This is a genomic window from Nocardia sp. NPDC057663, assembly GCF_042799895.1.
Classification (GTDB): domain Bacteria; phylum Actinomycetota; class Actinomycetes; order Mycobacteriales; family Mycobacteriaceae; genus Nocardia.
Map to the genome: position 1 here is coordinate 313,711 of NZ_JBHVHX010000005.1, position 15,581 is coordinate 329,291.

Annotated in this window: 17 protein-coding genes; 5 read left to right on the top strand and 12 right to left on the bottom strand. The window is 69.1% G+C overall.

All coding sequences use genetic code 11. The features are described from left to right. Nucleotides 1–59: 59 nt before the first annotated feature. Nucleotides 60–2,207 carry a molybdopterin-dependent oxidoreductase gene (locus ACFVAV_RS15060; protein ID WP_379035149.1) on the top strand — a complete coding sequence of 716 codons (2,148 nt, stop codon included), beginning with the start codon at nt 60–62 and terminating at the stop codon, nt 2,205–2,207. A 21-nt stretch (nt 2,208–2,228) separates the two neighbouring features. Here the strand turns inward: ACFVAV_RS15060 and ACFVAV_RS15065 are convergent, their stop codons facing one another. Beyond that, entirely contained in the window at nt 2,229–3,266 is a 1,038-nt protein-coding gene (locus ACFVAV_RS15065; RefSeq protein ID WP_379035151.1) for a fused (3R)-hydroxyacyl-ACP dehydratase subunits HadA/HadB, read from the bottom strand. 145 nt (nt 3,267–3,411) lie between these two features. Beyond that, complete coding sequence (locus tag ACFVAV_RS15070) at nt 3,412–3,885, bottom strand: winged helix-turn-helix transcriptional regulator (protein WP_379035154.1); 474 nt, start codon at nt 3,883–3,885, stop codon at nt 3,412–3,414. A 53-nt stretch (nt 3,886–3,938) separates the two neighbouring features. On the opposite strand from ACFVAV_RS15070, the gene ACFVAV_RS15075 reads away from it, so the two are divergent. Then, the gene (locus tag ACFVAV_RS15075; RefSeq protein ID WP_379035156.1) at nt 3,939–4,742 is read left to right on the top strand and encodes an acyl-CoA thioesterase; all 804 of its coding nucleotides are present in this window, start codon (nt 3,939–3,941) and stop codon (nt 4,740–4,742) included. Between the two features lie 15 nt (nt 4,743–4,757). Next, nucleotides 4,758–6,188: an MFS transporter gene (locus ACFVAV_RS15080; RefSeq protein ID WP_379035158.1), complete on the top strand. Its 1,431-nt coding sequence runs from the start codon at nt 4,758–4,760 to the stop codon at nt 6,186–6,188. Between the two features lie 94 nt (nt 6,189–6,282). On the opposite strand, the gene ACFVAV_RS15085 is transcribed toward ACFVAV_RS15080, so the two are convergent. Genes ACFVAV_RS15085 through ACFVAV_RS15110 form a run of 6 tightly spaced genes read right to left on the bottom strand, consistent with a single transcriptional unit; the run spans nt 6,283 to nt 10,328 of the window. After that, complete coding sequence (locus tag ACFVAV_RS15085) at nt 6,283–6,783, bottom strand: hypothetical protein (protein WP_379035160.1); 501 nt, start codon at nt 6,781–6,783, stop codon at nt 6,283–6,285. Then, nucleotides 6,780–7,193 carry an NUDIX domain-containing protein gene (locus ACFVAV_RS15090; protein ID WP_379035162.1) on the bottom strand — a complete coding sequence of 138 codons (414 nt, stop codon included), beginning with the start codon at nt 7,191–7,193 and terminating at the stop codon, nt 6,780–6,782. The genes ACFVAV_RS15085 and ACFVAV_RS15090 overlap by 4 nt, the downstream gene beginning before the upstream one ends. A gap of 19 nt (nt 7,194–7,212) precedes the next feature. Continuing rightward, nucleotides 7,213–7,692: a carboxymuconolactone decarboxylase family protein gene (locus tag ACFVAV_RS15095; protein ID WP_189028763.1), complete on the bottom strand. Its 480-nt coding sequence runs from the start codon at nt 7,690–7,692 to the stop codon at nt 7,213–7,215. After that, a complete protein-coding gene (locus tag ACFVAV_RS15100; RefSeq protein WP_379035164.1) occupies nt 7,689–8,768 on the bottom strand; it encodes a dihydrodipicolinate reductase in 1,080 nt (359 codons plus the stop codon). Before ACFVAV_RS15100 ends, ACFVAV_RS15095 begins: the two co-directional genes overlap by 4 nt. Nucleotides 8,769–8,828: 60 nt before the next feature. After that, nucleotides 8,829–9,941, bottom strand: coding sequence for a winged helix DNA-binding domain-containing protein (locus ACFVAV_RS15105; RefSeq protein WP_379035166.1), 1,113 nt, complete (start codon nt 9,939–9,941; stop codon nt 8,829–8,831). Nucleotides 9,942–9,950: 9 nt separating this feature from the next. Beyond that, complete coding sequence (locus ACFVAV_RS15110; RefSeq protein WP_379035168.1) at nt 9,951–10,328, bottom strand: BlaI/MecI/CopY family transcriptional regulator; 378 nt, start codon at nt 10,326–10,328, stop codon at nt 9,951–9,953. Nucleotides 10,329–10,439: 111 nt separating this feature from the next. Here ACFVAV_RS15110 and dinB point away from each other — a divergent pair, with 111 nt between their 5' ends. Both dinB and ACFVAV_RS15120 read left to right on the top strand, forming a co-directional pair. Then, nucleotides 10,440–11,675, top strand: coding sequence for a DNA polymerase IV (gene dinB, locus ACFVAV_RS15115; protein ID WP_379035170.1), 1,236 nt, complete (start codon nt 10,440–10,442; stop codon nt 11,673–11,675). Between the two features lie 153 nt (nt 11,676–11,828). After that, nucleotides 11,829–12,182 (top strand): PLD nuclease N-terminal domain-containing protein, encoded by a 354-nt coding sequence (locus tag ACFVAV_RS15120; protein ID WP_379035172.1) that lies wholly within the window; start codon nt 11,829–11,831, stop codon nt 12,180–12,182. Here the strand turns inward: ACFVAV_RS15120 and ACFVAV_RS15125 are convergent, their stop codons facing one another. The 4 genes from ACFVAV_RS15125 to ACFVAV_RS15140 are packed head-to-tail and all read right to left on the bottom strand — an operon-like array spanning nt 12,183 to nt 15,575. Then, nucleotides 12,183–13,061: a phosphoribulokinase gene (locus ACFVAV_RS15125; protein ID WP_379035174.1), complete on the bottom strand. Its 879-nt coding sequence runs from the start codon at nt 13,059–13,061 to the stop codon at nt 12,183–12,185. 9 nt (nt 13,062–13,070) lie between these two features. Next, nucleotides 13,071–14,159: a class 1 fructose-bisphosphatase gene (locus tag ACFVAV_RS15130; protein WP_379035176.1), complete on the bottom strand. Its 1,089-nt coding sequence runs from the start codon at nt 14,157–14,159 to the stop codon at nt 13,071–13,073. Further along, the gene (locus ACFVAV_RS15135) at nt 14,144–15,163 is read right to left on the bottom strand and encodes an AAA family ATPase (RefSeq protein WP_379035178.1); all 1,020 of its coding nucleotides are present in this window, start codon (nt 15,161–15,163) and stop codon (nt 14,144–14,146) included. Before ACFVAV_RS15135 ends, ACFVAV_RS15130 begins: the two co-directional genes overlap by 16 nt. Then, nucleotides 15,153–15,575 (bottom strand): ribulose bisphosphate carboxylase small subunit, encoded by a 423-nt coding sequence (locus ACFVAV_RS15140; RefSeq protein ID WP_379035180.1) that lies wholly within the window; start codon nt 15,573–15,575, stop codon nt 15,153–15,155. The genes ACFVAV_RS15135 and ACFVAV_RS15140 overlap by 11 nt, the downstream gene beginning before the upstream one ends. Nucleotides 15,576–15,581 lie beyond the last annotated feature (6 nt).

The following is a 15,581-nucleotide window of genomic DNA, read 5'->3' on the forward strand; positions in this document are numbered from 1 at the left end:
CCGGGCGGCCGACCGGGATAGCGTGGGTCGAGCGGTTCGGCGAAAGTGGGGAAAAAGCGGTGAACAGCAGGACAATTGCCCGGCAGTGCACGCTGTGCGAGGCACACTGCGGGATTCTGGTGACGGTCGAGGGCGATCAGGTCGCGCGCATCGAAGGCAATCCCGACGATGTGCTGTCCAAGGGCTACATCTGCCCGAAAGCCACCGCGATGGGCGGGCTGCACCACGACCCCGACCGGCTGCGCACCCCCGTCCGCCGGGTCGGCGACTCCTTCGAACCGATCGGCTGGGGCGAGGCGTTCACCGAGATCGGGCACCGATTGCGTGCGGTGCGGTCGGCGCACGGCCCCAGCGCGATCGGGATGTACATGGGCAACCCCGCCGCACACAGTTCCTCGGTGATCTACGGCGCCCTGCTGCGGGTAGCGCTGCTGACCCGCAATTTCTTCTCCGCCTCCTCGATCGACCAGTTCCCGCAGGAATTCGTCGCGTGGCGGATGTTCGGCGCCAACGTGCTCATGCCGGTGACCGATATCGACCGCACCGATCGGCTCGTGGTGCTCGGCGCCAACCCGGCCGTGTCCAACGGGTCGATCACCACCATGCCGGGCGCGAAGCTGCGCATCAAGGAGGTCAGGAAACGCGGCGGCACGGTCGTCGTGATCGACCCGCGGCGCACCGAAACCGCGCGATTGGCCGATGAGCACGTGGCGGTGCGGCCCGGCGGCGATGTCTACCTGCTGCTGGCGATGCTGCATGTGCTGGTCACCGAGGGACTGTGCGACGAGCGGGCGGTGCGCGCGCAATGCAGCGGCTGGGATCAGCTGGCCGAGCTGGTCGCGACGACCTCGCCGGAGCGGATGGCACCCCACGCCGGTGTCGACGCCGACACCATCCGGCGGCTGGCCCGCGACCACGCGGCGGCGCCGTCGGCGGTGCTCTACGCGCGGATCGGGGTATGCCTGCAGGTCACGGGCACGCTCACGCACTGGCTGGTGAATACGATCAACGCCGTCACCGGCAACCTCGACCGCGCGGGCGGTCAGATGTTCGCGACCCCACCGGTCGACGCCGCCCGCTACGGCAAATACCTGCCGATGGGCTACGGGGCGTGGACCGACCGGTCCGGCACCCACAAGTCCTTCCGCAGCGAGTTGCCGGTGTCGGTGCTGGCCGAGGACATCCTCGCCGAAGGACGGGGCCGGATCCGGGCGATGATCACCTACGCGGGCAATCCGGTGCTGTCCACTCCGCAGGGCGGGCGGCTCGACGCCGCACTGGAAGCGCTGGACTTCTACGTCGCCGTCGACATGTACATCACCGAGACGACCCGGCATGCCGACATCATCCTGCCGCCGATCTCACCGCTCGAGCGCGAGGAGATCAACCTGCTGTTCCCGGTGTTCAGCGTGCGCAACAACGCCCGATTCGACGCCGCCGTCTTCGAGCCGCCCACCGACGGGCTCGAGGACTGGCAGATCCTCGCGCGCCTGGTGACCGAACTGGTGCCGCTGCCCGCGCGGCGGATCACCGGTCGCGCGCTCACCGGCGTGTTCGAACTGTTCAGCCCGATGCGGTTGACCGCCGCTGCCATCGCGGCAGGACCCTACGGTGTGTTGCGACGTGGACGGAAAGGCCTGACCGCCAACAGGATTCGGGCCACTGTGGGCGGTGTCGACCTGGGTCCGCTGGTGCCGCGGTTGCGTGCGCTGATCGGGACGAAGGACCGCAAAGTACAGCTCACGCCGCCGGACTTCCTGGCCGCCGTACGCGAGGTCGTCGACGGCGCCGACACGACGATGGCCCCCGGCTACGACCTGCAACTCATCGGCCGCCGCCATCTGCGCAGCAACAACTCATGGCTGCACAACATCCCGTCGATGATGAAGGGACGCGACCGCTGCACCGTGCTCATGCACCCCGGCGACGCCACCGAACGCGGTCTCACCGACGGTGATCAGGTAACCGTCGAGTCCACGGTCGGTTCGATCGTCGTGCCCGTGGAGATCAGCGACGACATCCGCGCCGGCGTGGTCGCGATCCCGCACGGCTGGGGTCATCACGAACCCGGCGTCGGCTGGACCGTGGCCGCCGCCCAGCCGGGCGCCAACGTCAACCTGCTGCACGACCCCGCCCGCACCGAACCGTTCTCCGGTGCGGCGGCGGTCAACAACACGTGGGTCAAGGTGAGCCCGGTCGCCGGGTGAACCGGGCTCACCTCGGCGAACTCAGCGGAAGCGCAGGGTGGTGGTCGCCAGGCCGAAGATCTTGCGGCCGCCGGACTTGGCGACGATCGCGATGACCGCGGTCCTGGTCTCGGGGTCGAGCGACTTCACCCGGCCGGCGTACTCGATCTCGCCACCCTGGCTGTCGACGATCGTGTAGTTCGACAGGCGCACGCCGTAGCGGGTGACCGCACCCGGGTCGCCGGACCAGGTGGAGACGAAACCCGCGCCCAGTCCCATGGTGAGCATGCCGTGCGCGATCACATCGGGCAGGCCGGCCAGGCGGGCGATGCTCTCGTCCCAGTGGATCGGGTTGCCGTCACCGGAGACGCCCGCGTAGTTGACGAGGTCGCCGCGCGACAGGCGCGCGTCGCGGATCGGGAGTTCGGCACCGACGGTCAACTCGTCGAAGGACAGGGTCGTACTCGGAACGCGCGCCACGCCCTCGGCCGAGAGCCGGATCTCGCCTTCCGGACGCAGCGGTGTCTCGCCGGTGTCCTGGTCGGTGGCGTCGCCGTTGCCGAACACCTTGACACCGTGCACCATCACGTTCTCGACGGCGCTCGTGATCTCGGGGTCCACGCCGTCGCCGGTGATGCCGACGACCGTGGTGTGCATGATGTGCACGGTCTCGCCGGATTCGTCCGCGAAGGTGTTGGTGACGGTGATGAGGTCCTTGCCCGCGATCCGGCGCACCGAGGACAGCTCGACGTCGACGGCCAGCCGGTCGCCCGCGACGATCGGCTTGTGCTGCTCGAAGACCTGCTCTGTCTGCACGAACATGTCGTAGCCGACGACCACCGACTCGAACAGCAGGCGATTGGCCGCCATCGCCGGGATGGAGACGAACGTCAGCGGGGCGACCAGACCCGGGTAGCCGAGCGCGGCCGCCGCGTCGTCCTCCCAGTGCGCGGGGTGGAAATCCTGCACCGCGCGGGCGTATTCGCGGATTTTCTCGCGGCCGACCTCGTAGACGTCATCGACCCGGTAGTAGTGCCCTACCTTCGACGCAATATCAGGGGCATCGACCACGGAAGTCACTGTTGGATCACCTTCGTTCGGGGAACGGACACCCGGCAGGCTATCGGAATCACGGCCGCGCCGCGCACACCTTGGCACACTTCACACCCGCGTCTCGCACAGTCCTCGCCCGATGCGCGGCCCGGCCGAATCGGGGAACCGCTCGTCAGCGGGACGGGAGCAGCGAGATCTCGCCCGCACCGGGTCCGTCGACGGGTGTCAGGTCCCGTCCGTGGACGGGTTCCCCGCAGTGCGAGCACACCGGTTCGACGGTGGCGACGTGCCCGCAGCCGCGGTGCACGGCCACCACCGGCGCACCGTTGGGGGCGGCCCATTCGTCGCCCCACTGCCGCATCACCGTCACCACCTGCCACAGCGAACGGCCCTTGGCGGTGAGCCGGTAGTCGTAGCGGACCGGGTTGTCCTGGTAGGGCTCCTTGGTCATGATCCCGTGCTCGACCAGGCCGTCCAGTCGCTGGGTGAGGACATTGCGGGCGATGCCGAGCCGTTCGCGGAACTCGTCGAAGCGGGTCACCCCGAACAGCGCGTCGCGCACGATCAGCAGCGTCCACCATTCACCGACCACTTCCAGGCATTGGGCCAGGGAGCAGTTCATGTCCTCGAAGCTGGTGCGTCGCATGCCACGAGCATAGTCGGTTGCATGAAAGAACTCACCCGTCTACGGTGAGTTGCATGATGAAACTTACTGGGCGGCTCGGCGCCGAATTCGCCCTCACCGCCACCGGATCCGGACGTTGGCACGCCGATGTCGACGATTCCTGGCGCGGCTGGACCGGCCCACACGGCGGCACGCTCGCCGGCCTGCTGATCGAGACCGCGCAGCGCGCGAGTACCCGCGACTACCCGGTGCGCGCCGCCGACGTGCGATTCCTCGGTCGCCCCGCCACCGGCTCGTTCACCCTGCGCGCCACCGAACACACCGTCGGGCGCAGTACGACGATCCTCGACGTCCTCGCCGAACAGGACGGCACTCCGGTCGCCGCCGCCACGGTCACCCTCGGCGCGACCGCCGCCACCGGGATCAGCACCCACACCGCCCGCCCCGCACCGGTTGTCGCCGCACCGCAGGACTGCGCACTGTTCCAGCTCCCGCCCGAGATCGTCCCGGTCGGCGCGCATTTCGTGATCCGTCCCGCCGCGGGCCCGCTGCCGCTCAGCGGTGCGGACGAGGCGATGATGTGCGCCTGGATCGCGCTCGACCCGGCCCTGGCGATCGACGCACCGAGCCTGTCCGTCCTCGCCGACGCGCTACCGCCCGGCCTGTTCCCGCTGCTCACCGCGCCGGTCGCGGTCCCCACCGTCACGTTGTCGCTGCAGCTGCACGCCGACCTCGCCGGGATCGGCGCCGCGCCGGTGCTGGTGCGCGCCGCGAATGTCAGCACCGGTGACGGCTGGTCCGTCGACGACACCGACATCTGGGACCGCGACGGCGTCCTGCTCGCCACCGCCCGCCAAACCCGCCGCGTCCTCGGCTGATCGGGAGCCTGCCTCATGAATGCCGTTGCCGCCGAGCGTGCCACCGACCCCCGGGTGGTGCTCGCCGTCGTCTCGACCGGCGTCCTGCTGTCGAGTCTCGACCTGTTCATCGTCAATGTCGCCATGCCCGCCATGGCCGCCGACCTGGGCGCCGGGCTCACCGCGCTGTCCTGGGTGCTCAACCTGTACGCGATCGTGTTCGCCGCCCTGCTGGTTCCCGCCGGTCGCCTCGGTGACCGCAACGGCAATCGCGCGACCTTCCTGGCCGGGCTCGCGGTGTTCGTGCTCGGCTCGGCGCTGTGCTCGGTCGCCTGGAATGTGGAGTCGCTCGTCGGTTTCCGCATCGTCCAGGCCATCGGGTGTGCGCTGCTGACGCCGTCCTCGCTGGCCTTGGTCCTGGCCGCGACGCCACCGGAGCGGCGGGCAGGCGCGGTCCGGCTGTGGGTCGCGTTCGGCGGTCTGGGCGCCGCGCTCGGGCCGGTGATCGGCGGGCTGCTCGTCGAACTCGACTGGCGCTGGGTGTTTCTGGTGAATGTGCCGATCGGGGTGGTGGCCTTGGTCATCGGCGTGCGCACACTGCCGCGTCCGCCCGCCGATCACGGTCCGCTGCCCGATCTGCTGGGCGCGGGAGCGTTGATCGGCGCGGTCGGGTCGTCCATCCTGGCCGTGGTCCAGGGGCCCGAGTGGGGCTGGACCTCGCCCGGTGTCCTGGCCGCGTTCGCGGTCGCCGTCGGGCTCGGCGTGGTGTTCGCGTGGTCCTCGGCGCGCCACCACAGCCCGGTGGTGGACCCCGCGTTGTTGCGTGCCCCGAATTTCGGTCTGGCGACCGCGAACTCGCTCGTGTTCCAGATCGCGTTCGCGGGGATGCTGCTGTCGGTCACGCTGTGGGCGCAGAACGTGTGGGGATGGTCGGCGCTGCAAACCGGCGCGGCGATCGCGCCGGGACCGCTGGTCGTGCCGTTCGTGGCCGTCGCCGCGGGCAAACTCATCAATCGCCTCGGCACCGGCCCCGTGATCGCCGCAGGCGGGCTGGCCTTCGGCGGCGGCCTGCTGTGGTGGGCGCAAGCAGCCGAGCTGGCGCCGGACTACGTGTCCGGAATGCTCGGCGGCATGCTGCTCACCGGCCTCGGCGTCGGCCTGACTCTGCCCACCGCATTCGCGGCAGGCGCGGGCACCCTTCCGCCGCAGCGCTTCGCGACCGGCACCGCGGTACTGAGCATGGCCCGTCAGCTCGGCCTCGCCGTCGGTGTGGCCATCCTCGTCGCCCTACTCGGGTCACCCACCACCCCGGCGGCCACCCTCGACGCCTTCCAGCGCGCCTGGTACGTCACCGCCGCCGTCGCCATCCTGGCAGGCCTCATCGGCCTCGGCATCCGCACCACTGCGCCGACCCCGAAACCGGTCGACCAGCAAGAGCCCGGCCTGGTACCGCAACCGAACCCGTAGCACGGCAGCTCGGGGCCCCGATGTAGGTGCCCCACGGTTCGATGGTCACCTCGCTGACCGCTGCGGCGGCGCACCTTCGCGGACCGCGAGGAGATCAGATCTGCCGGACCCAGGCGACGAAGAACAAGGCGCCCGCCGCGGTGAGCACGACGGCGGCGGGAATCTCCCACCAGGACCCGGCTCGGCCGAGGACGCTGCGGGTCAACCGGAGTTGAAGTCGGCCGAGAACGGCGACGATACCGAGAAACACAGGGGCTATCACGAGGCTGACCGCCGCGTGCACCAGCCACGCGCCTACCAAAGTGGGTCCACCCCACGATGTTTCGTAGTCACCAGCGGCGACCACAGGGTAGGCGAGCCCACGGACCAGGCCGAGCGCGGTGAGCATGATCAGGAACCAGGCGACGATCCCGACCCCGGCGGACAGTACCGAGTGGAACACGCACCGTGCTGCCGAGACCCCGGGCGCGGAGACGGGTTCGTGCAGCAGCCGCCGGGGAACGCGCAATCGGGTGTGGACCGGAGTCAGGGCCAACGGCAGGGCGAGCAGGCCGTACGCGATGGTCCGCCGGATACCGCCGCCCGTACCGGTCACCGTAGGGAACCCGCTGCGGCGAGGTCGTCGAAGAGGAGCTGGTCGACCGGCGGCACCAGATCACGGTCGCGATAGCCGAACCAGGCCAGGGCATCGATCTCGCTGCTTGCGGTGAGCACGCCGCGGTACTCGGCGGTGTAGCACGCCATCCGGACGACGGTGGCGTGACCGTCGGCGATCGCGGCCTCGTAGGTGCCCACGTGGACCGCGCTGTCGGCGGCCAGGTCCACGGCCAATTCCTCGGCGACCTCGCGGACCAAGGTCTGCAGGTCGGTTTCGGCGCCCTCCCGTTTGCCGCCGGGGATGAAGAACACGTCCTTACCCCGGGGGCGGGCGCACAGGATGCGCCCGTCCTCGATCAGTACCCAGGCCACCGTGTCGATCAGCTGCTGTACCGGAGAGTCCACCACGGCCCGCAGCTTAGCGCGGTCAGTGACCTGGCAGAACGCAGACGGTATCCAGGCCGAGGACCCGGTTGAGGCGGCCGAAGGCAAGCCAGGACCCGATGCTCATGCTCAGTTCGACCAGCTCGGCCTGGGTGTAGTGCTCGAACATCCTGGCCCAGAACTCGTCGTCCAGGCCGTGATGGTCGGTGGCGTAGCGTTCGGCGTATTCGGCGGCGAGCCTGGCCCGTTCGTCGAACCGATCGGTGGTGCGCCAGTTCGTGACGGCGTCGGCGAACTCCGGTTCGACCTTCTGGCCGTCGCGTTCGGTACGCCAGTCCTGACAGAACAGGCACCCGTTGATCTGGGCGATGCGCAGCCGGGCCGCCTCGAACTCCCGCAGCCCGAGGGTCGAGTGCTCGTAGACCGACAGCGAGAACGCGGCGGCGGCGACGCCGATGCCGGGCACCATCTCGCCCCAGACGTAACCGATCGGGTCCTTGCCCTCAGGAATGTCGATGATCATGGCGATTTCCTTCCGAGTTTGCCGACCGCGGCCCGCAGCGGCACATCGAGTGCGTCGTAGAGTCCCGGCTCGGCGTCGACGAGCCAGTCGATGGCATTGACCAATCGGCCCACCGCCGTGGCGTTTCCACCGGCCGAACGGTTGCCGCCCTCGTCGGTGGCCTCGACACTGACCTCGATGCGCGGCGTGCCCTCGATGATCACCCGGTGCGCGCCGTCGCCGTCGGGCGGCGTCGGCCAGTCCGGCGCGCAGCTCGGATGGATGCGGGTGACGTGCTCGATGACGATGCGCGGCTCACCGTCGACGATGCCCTGCACCTCGAACCGCACCGCGCCCTGCGTGCCCGCCTCGAACTCGCCCATCTGCACCGTCTGCACGGCCGCATCGAGTGCACGCCGATCCAGGGTCTCGCGGATCTCGTCGAGTTCGACGCCGAGCGCCCTGGCCATCAGCCGAATCTGCCCGCCCCACACCATCGTCGGGACCGAAGGCAGCAGCATCGGCGGCTGGTAGTCCATCGGCTGACCCATACCGACCAGATACCGCACCGAGTCGGGTTGGTCATAGGTGGAGTAGTCGAAGATCTCCTGGCAGCGCACCACATCCACGGTGGTGCCGAGGCCGCTGATCAACAGCGGCAGTACATCGTTGCCCCAGCCGGGATCGACACCGGAGACGAACAGCGAACCGCCGCCGGCGGCAATGGCTTCCAGCACCGGGTCGCGGATCTCGGCGGGGGCGCCGGCCGGGTCGTAGAGCGCGTAGAGGGCCGGGGTGACGACGACGGCGCCCGCCCGGATCGCGCGCGCGATGTCGGCGAGCGCGTCATCGGGGCGGATGTCGCCGGAAGCCGCGTAGACGACCGCGCGCGGACCGGCGGCGAGCAGTGCGTCGACGTCGGTGGACGCGGGCACCCCTAGGCAGTAGTCGAGCCCGGCGAGTGCACCGGCGTCACGGCCGACCTTGTCGGGGTTGTGCACCAGCACCCCCGTGAGTTCCAGCGCCGGGTGGGCAGCCACGGCACGGATGGCCGCTCGGCCGACATTGCCGGTGCCCCAGACGATCGTGGGGATCATCGCGCGAGCGTAGCAAGCGCTTGGTTTGGTGTCTGGGGTATCCGGAATCCCGGTTCGGGGTCAGCTTTCGCGCACGGCGAGCACGGTGTCGCCGAGCGCCTGCGCGAGGCGATCCGCCGCCGCGGACAGTGCTCGTTTCGGGAATCGGCCCGCGCCGAACATCGAAACCACGATGTCGTCGGCGTCCCGGTCCCAGGTCCCCACGACCCGGCCGCCGACCAGGACCAGCGGGGAGATCCAGCCTGCCGTTCTGCTCACCTTCGCGCGGTGCTCGGCGGGCAGCACCGCGGTGTCGGAGGTGCCGGGGCCCAGGATGTATTGGTCGAACGGGCCGAGCAGGTGGATCGCATCGTCGAGTGCCGCGGTGGCGAGGTCGTCGGCGAACTCGGTCGGGATCCAGCCGGTCCTGCCCTCGACGTTCACCTCCGTCAGCGCGTCGCCTATGGCTGCGAACCATCCGCGCACGACGGTCTTGCGCAGACTGTTGCGGCTGAGCCAGGCGTCGAACGCTTCCGGCGTCCCCGGGCCGTATGCGCCGAGATAGGCGCTGATCAGCGTCTGCGCGGCGGCGTCCGGCGCCGGCACGCCGGTCCAGCCGGGAATCAGGTGCGCCGGACTGGTGAAGGTGATCTTGGTGCCGCGCGCCGGGCCGTGACACAGCGCGCCCTGCCAGGCCAGCGGCTTGAGCACCGCACCCCAGCCCGATCGCAACTGCTCGCCGAGGTGGGTGAAACCTGGTTCGGCCAAGACGGCCTCGACGAGCTCGTCGCGCGTCAAGACCTGGTCGGCGAGGATAGTGGACACCGCTTCGACCAGGGCTGTCACCTGATCCGGCGTCGCGCCGAAGGTCTTCTGCCAGGACGGCTTCTCCCACGTCCGCGCCGACCCGATCAACGACAGCGCCGCCGCGGCCTGATCGGGCACCATCGCGTGCAGGGTGCCGCGCATCGCCCAGGTCTTGACCAGCGTGCCCGCCGCGAGCGCGTCGGCCACCGCGTCCTGCCCGGCGACGCCGCGTCGCAGCGCAACCGCGGTCTCCGCCGCCGAAGCGACCTGCGCCTGCACGCCGGCGAGCCTGCGCGCGACGGCCTCGGCTCCGTCCGCTGCCGGGTCGGTGAGGAACTGCCTGCCCAGCCGCCACGCGAAAACCTGATCCCACCCGACTTCGAGCACGCCCACCCCCTAGTTCTCCACGCTGCGCCGCGTGGCAACCCGCCGCAGCGCCGCCCGTAGGCCCGCGAATTCGTCGTCACTGATCCGGTCGACGAAATGGCTGAGCACGAGATCGGATCGGCCGCCGATGCCGAGGGCCTCGTGCATGAGCTGGGCGCTGTGTTCCTCGCGCGTCATCGTGGGCCAGTAGCGGTAGGCGCGGCCGTCGCGTTCCCTGGCCAGCCAGCCTTTGCGGTGCAGGTTGTCCATGGTCGACATGACCGTGGTGTAGGCGATGTCGCGCTCGGCGGCGAGCTCGTCGAACAACTCGCGCACCGTCGTCGAATCCACGTCGCGATCCCAGAGACGGTCCATCAGCACCGCTTCGAGATCCCCGAAACCACGCACCGCCTACCGACTCCCTCATCGCCGCCCAAAACCAAGCTCACAGTACCGGCTCGACCCGAGTGCGGCCGCTACCGCACGGCAACCCCTTCTGTCGGACCCCGATGCGAACATATGTTCGTGTCCGATTCCGCCGCACCGCGCCGCCCGCGCATCCAGTCCCGCGCCGAGGCGTCGATCCTGCACGCCGACCTGGATTCCTTCTATGCCTCGGTCGAGCAGCGTGATCAGCCGTGGTTGCGTGGCAAGCCGGTGATCGTGGGTGGCGGGGTCGTGCTCGCCGCGAGTTACGAGGCGAAGGCGTTCGGGATCCGCACCCCGATGAACGCGGGCCAGGCATTGCGGTTGTGTCCGCACGCGGTGGTCGTCCCACCGCGGATGTCGGCCTATGCCGCGGCGAGCAAGGCGGTGTTCGCGGTGTTCCACGACACCACCCCGATCGTGGAGGGGATCTCGATCGACGAGGCGTTCCTCGACGTGGGCGGCCTGCGGCGGATCAGGGGCGAGCCGATCGAGATCGCGCAAAACTTGCGGGCGGAGGTCAGCAGCCGCGTCGGCCTGCCGATCTCGGTCGGCATCGCGCGCAACAAGTTCCTCGCCAAGGTGGCCTCGGCCGTCGCCAAACCCGACGGATTGCGCCTGGTGGAGCCGGGCCGGGAACTGGACTTCCTGCACCCGCTCCCGGTCGAGCGATTATGGGGCGTGGGCGCGGTCACTGCCGCCACCCTGCACGCCAACGGCATCACCCGGGTCGGGCAACTGGCCGAGCTCGGCGAACCTCCTCTGCGCGCCATCCTCGGGACCGGTGCTGCCCGGCATCTGTTCGCCCTGTCCTGGGCTCGCGATCCCCGGCGCGTGGAGACCGGGAAACGCAGGCGCTCGATCGGGGCCCAGCGTGCCCTCGGTCGTCGCCACCGCGAACCCGAGGAGATCGCCGCCTACCTCGACGGCCTCACCGACCGCCTCGGCCGTCGCCTGCGCGCTGCCGACCGGGTCTGCCGCACCGTGGTCCTGCGTCTGCGATTCGACGACTTCACCCGCGCGACCCGATCACACACCCTCGCGGAGGCGACCGACGCCACCGCCTCCATCCGGCACGCCGCCCGGCTGCTGCTCGACACCGCGCAGCCGCTCGTCACCGAACGCGGGATCACGCTCATCGGCTTGTCGCTGACCAATCTCGACGACGCCGACACCATGCAGCTGACCTTGCCGCTGGAACCGCGGGCCGAGAACACCCTTGACGCGACCCTCGACGATCTGCGCCGCCGGTTCGGTTCCGCGGCCGTCACCCGCGCGGCACTGTTGAAGAGTGGTGAAGGGCTGTCGGTTCCGCTGCTTCCGGACTGACCGCGATCAGTCGGCTCCGCGCTGCCGGACCAGCGGCAGAAGCACCTCGACGATGATCTCCACCAAAGGCGTGGGAACTGAAGGCCGCCTTCGCCGCTGTGGCGGCCCATCACCGAGGTGCGACGGGCGCCGACGCCATGGGATAGTCGGCGCATGCCTTACGCCGTCCTCGGCTTCCTGACCCTCGCCCTGTGGGTGTACTGCCTGGTCGACATCGTCACCAGTCCCGACGACGGGATCCGCCATCTGCCGAAGATGGGGTGGTTGCTCGTGGTCGTCCTCGTCCCGACGATCGGCGCCCTGCTGTGGCTGTTCGCCGGCAGGCCCGTCACGCCGTCGCGGCCCGCGTCCACCACTCGCTTCAGCGAGTACGACCGGCCCGGCCGCGCTGTCGCGACCAACCCCGACGACGACGAGGCGTTCCTGCGCGGACTGCGCGAACGCGCCGAACAGCAGCGTCGCGAAGCCCGCAGGCAGCAGGCCGAGCGCGACGAGGACCAGGCCTGATCACACGAATCGTTTGGGCCGCTTGTCCATCAGCCGCAGAATGAGCGGCGTGAAGATCAACTGCATCGCCAGTTCCATCTTCCCGCCGGGCACCACGATGCAGTTCGGCCGCGACATGAACGAATCGTGCAGCATCGACAGCAGATACGGGAAGTCGATCACCTTCGGGTCGGCGAACCGGATCACCACGAAACTCTCGTCGGCCGTGGGAATGCTGCGCGCGATGAACGGATTCGAGGTGTCCACCGTCGGCACCCGCTGGAAATTCACATACGTCCGCGAGAACTGCGGACAGATGTACTTCACGTAATCGGGCATCCGGCGCAGGATCGTATCGATCACCGCCTCGCTGGAATATCCGCGATGGGTCTTGTCCCGGTACACCTTCTGGATCCACTCGAGATTGATGATCGGCACCACGCCGACCAGCAGATCGGTGTATCGGGCGACATTGACACCCTCGGTCACCGCCGCACCGTGCAACCCCTCGTAGAACAGCAGGTCACTGCCGGGCGCGAGATCCTCCCACGGTGTGAACGTGCCCGCGGGCTGCCCGTGCGGTTTCGCCTCCTCGTCGTCGTGCAGATATTTGCGCACCTGCCCGACGCCCGACTCCCCGTAATCCCGGAACAGCGCCTCCAATTCGGGCAGCAGATTCGCGTCCTCACCGAAATGCGAGAACGTCGTATTGCGTTGCTGCTCGGCCTCGGCCATCGCGATCTTCATTTCCGAGCGGTCGTAACGGTGGAACGAATCGCCTTCCACCACGACGGCGCTGATCCCCTCCCGCCGGAAGATCTCCTCGAATGTGCGCGTGACACTGGTCGTCCCCGCGCCGGACGAGCCGGTGATCGCGACGACGGGATGCTTGACCGACATGGGCGACTCCTACTTGCGCTGATCGTGCTTGGCCGGACGGAACAGCGACCGCGTGCCGAACAGCGAGCTGTCGAAGCTCGGTCCCGCGTCCGGCTCGGAGTGGTAGCGCTCGATGCGCAGCACCTCGTTGCGGGAACCGAAGATGAACGGCACCCGCTGATGCACCTCGGCCGGCGGCACCGACATCACCCGGTCATGCCCGGTGGTCGCCGCGCCCCCGGCCTGCTCGACGATGAACGCGATCGGATTCGCCCCGTACAACAGCGAAACCCGCCCCGGCCGTGCCGGATTGCGGGTATCGCGGGGATACAGGTACATTCCGCCCCTGGTCAGGATGTGGAAGGTGTCGGCCACCAGCGACGCGACCCAGCGCATGTTGAAGTCACGTCCCCGCGGTCCGTCCACCCCTTCCAGACATTCCTGCACGTAGCGGCGCACCGGCCGTTCCCAGAACCGTTCGTTGGCCGCGTTGATCGCGAAACCCGACGTATCGTCGGGGATCCGCATGTGCGGATGGGTCAGCACGAACGCACCGATCTCCCGATCGAGGGTGAACCCGTCGACCCCGCTGCCGGTGGTGAGCACCAGCATGGTCGCGGGCCCGTACAGCGTGAACCCGGCACACACCTGCGCCACGCCGGGTTGCAGGAAGTCGGCGTCGCCCGGCTCCGCGGTGCCGGCCAGCACCTCCTGCGGTGCGCGCAGAATGCTGAAGATCGACCCGACGGGCAGATTCACGTCGATATTGCTCGATCCGTCCAGCGCGTCGTAGGCCAGCAGATACTTGCCGCGCCGCTGGGTCGCGGGTACCGGCAGCGCGGTGGCGCGCTGCTCGGACAGCAGCCCCGACAGGTGCCCGGTCCACTGGGTCTGGGCCACCATGATCTCGTCGGTCAGCGCGTCGAGCCGCCTGCTCACCGACAGCGGCTCGTCGTCACGGCCCGATCCGATGATCGCGCCGCGCGTCACCTGATTGGCGATGATCTTCGTCGCCGTCGCCACCACGTTGACCAGCCCCGAGAACTCGCCCGACGAACCGGGATGGCGGTGTTCCTCCTCGATCGTGTACCGGGTGAGGGTCTTCAATCCGTCCGGCATGGCGTCGCGGCCACCTCCTGCTCCGCGTCGTCGAACACGCTGCTGCCGTAGACATCCCGGTCGCACAGGGTGATCAGGTCGGTCTTCGACAACGGCCGCGCCGCCTCGACCAGTCGTTTGGCCTGACGCAGCCGGCAGCGGTCGATCGCGTTGCGCACGCTGCGCGCATTCGAGAACCGCGGCCGGGTCATCCGCACCGTCAGGTACTCCGCGAACGCGACATGCGCGGGCGCGTCGAAGCGGAAGTTCTCTCCCGCCACCATCAATTCGGCGATGCCCATCAGTTCGTCGTGGGTGTAGTCGGCGAACTCCAGGTGATGGGCCACCCGGGACGACAGCCCGGGGTTGGCGGAGAAGAAGCGGTCCATCCGATCCGGGTAACCGGCGAAGATGACGACCAGGTTCGCCCGCTCGCTCTCCATCTCCTGCAGCAGGATCTCGATCACCTCCTGCCCGTAGTCCCGCTCGTTCTCGGGCCGGAACAGGTAGTAGGCCTCGTCGATGAACAGCACACCGCCCGCCGCCTTGGCGATCGCCTCCTTGGTCTTGGGCGCGGTGTGGCCGATGAACTGGCCGACCAGGTCGTCACGGGTCACCGTGTGCACCTTCGGTTTCCGGATGTAGCCCAGCGCGTGCAGCATCTGCGCCATCCGCAACGCGACCGTCGTCTTCCCGGTGCCGGGGCCGCCGGTGAAGCTCATATGCATCGTCGGGCGCGAGGATTCCAGCCCGAACCGCCGCCGCGCCCGGTCGATCATCAGCAGTGCCGCGATCTCGCGCACCCGCTCCTTCACATTCGCCAGGCCGATCAGCTCCGCGTCGAGCGCGGCCAGAGTTTCGGCCACATCGTGGCCTGCCAGGTCGAGTGAAAGATCCAACAGCGCGTCCTCGCTCAGCAGTTCCTCGGTCGCGGTGGAGCTCTCCGCGGGCGGGCGCGACGGCCGGGCGTCGGTGACGCCCGGCCGCGGCAACCGGAATCCGGCGGCGGATCCGTCAGCCGCCATACCGCTGTCCCTGCGGACGATCGGTGGCGTAGGAGCGCACGCTGTAGATCTGGCGGCGATCCGGTCCTTCGGCCCGCGCCAGCTCGAAGCCGGGCTCCTCGACGGGGCGCTGCACCAGGAAGCTCAGCGCCGTCGTCTGTTTCGTGTAGGTCGCGTTATAGGCGGTGACCCGCACGTAGTGGCGGGGAAACGTCGCCCGGCAGGCGTTGATCTCGGCCATCACCCCATCGGGTTCGTCGAGGTCGAACAGCGGCAACCCCCACATCTCCCAGTAGGTGTTGCGCGGGTGCGGATCATCGGTGTACTCGATCGACACCGGCCAGTTGTTGAGCAGCGCGTAGCGCACCTGCGCCGCGATCTCTTCGTCGGTGAGCTCGGGCAGATACGAGAACGTCCCGTGTCGCAGATACATGGTGCT

Coding starts and splice junctions, on each gene's coding strand:
- ACFVAV_RS15070 (WP_379035154.1), bottom strand. CDS start 3,885: ATGCGACGCACCAGCTTCGAGGACATGAACTGCTCCCTGGCCCAATGC.
- ACFVAV_RS15075 (WP_379035156.1), top strand. CDS start 3,939: ATGATGAAACTTACTGGGCGGCTCGGCGCCGAATTCGCCCTCACCGCC.
- ACFVAV_RS15080 (WP_379035158.1), top strand. CDS start 4,758: ATGAATGCCGTTGCCGCCGAGCGTGCCACCGACCCCCGGGTGGTGCTC.
- ACFVAV_RS15095 (WP_189028763.1), bottom strand. CDS start 7,692: ATGATCATCGACATTCCTGAGGGCAAGGACCCGATCGGTTACGTCTGG.
- ACFVAV_RS15100 (WP_379035164.1), bottom strand. CDS start 8,768: ATGATCCCCACGATCGTCTGGGGCACCGGCAATGTCGGCCGAGCGGCC.
- dinB (WP_379035170.1), top strand. CDS start 10,440: ATGTTCGTGTCCGATTCCGCCGCACCGCGCCGCCCGCGCATCCAGTCC.
- ACFVAV_RS15120 (WP_379035172.1), top strand. CDS start 11,829: ATGCCTTACGCCGTCCTCGGCTTCCTGACCCTCGCCCTGTGGGTGTAC.
- ACFVAV_RS15125 (WP_379035174.1), bottom strand. CDS start 13,061: ATGTCGGTCAAGCATCCCGTCGTCGCGATCACCGGCTCGTCCGGCGCG.
- ACFVAV_RS15130 (WP_379035176.1), bottom strand. CDS start 14,159: ATGCCGGACGGATTGAAGACCCTCACCCGGTACACGATCGAGGAGGAA.
- ACFVAV_RS15135 (WP_379035178.1), bottom strand. CDS start 15,163: ATGGCGGCTGACGGATCCGCCGCCGGATTCCGGTTGCCGCGGCCGGGC.
- ACFVAV_RS15140 (WP_379035180.1), bottom strand. CDS start 15,575: ATGTATCTGCGACACGGGACGTTCTCGTATCTGCCCGAGCTCACCGAC.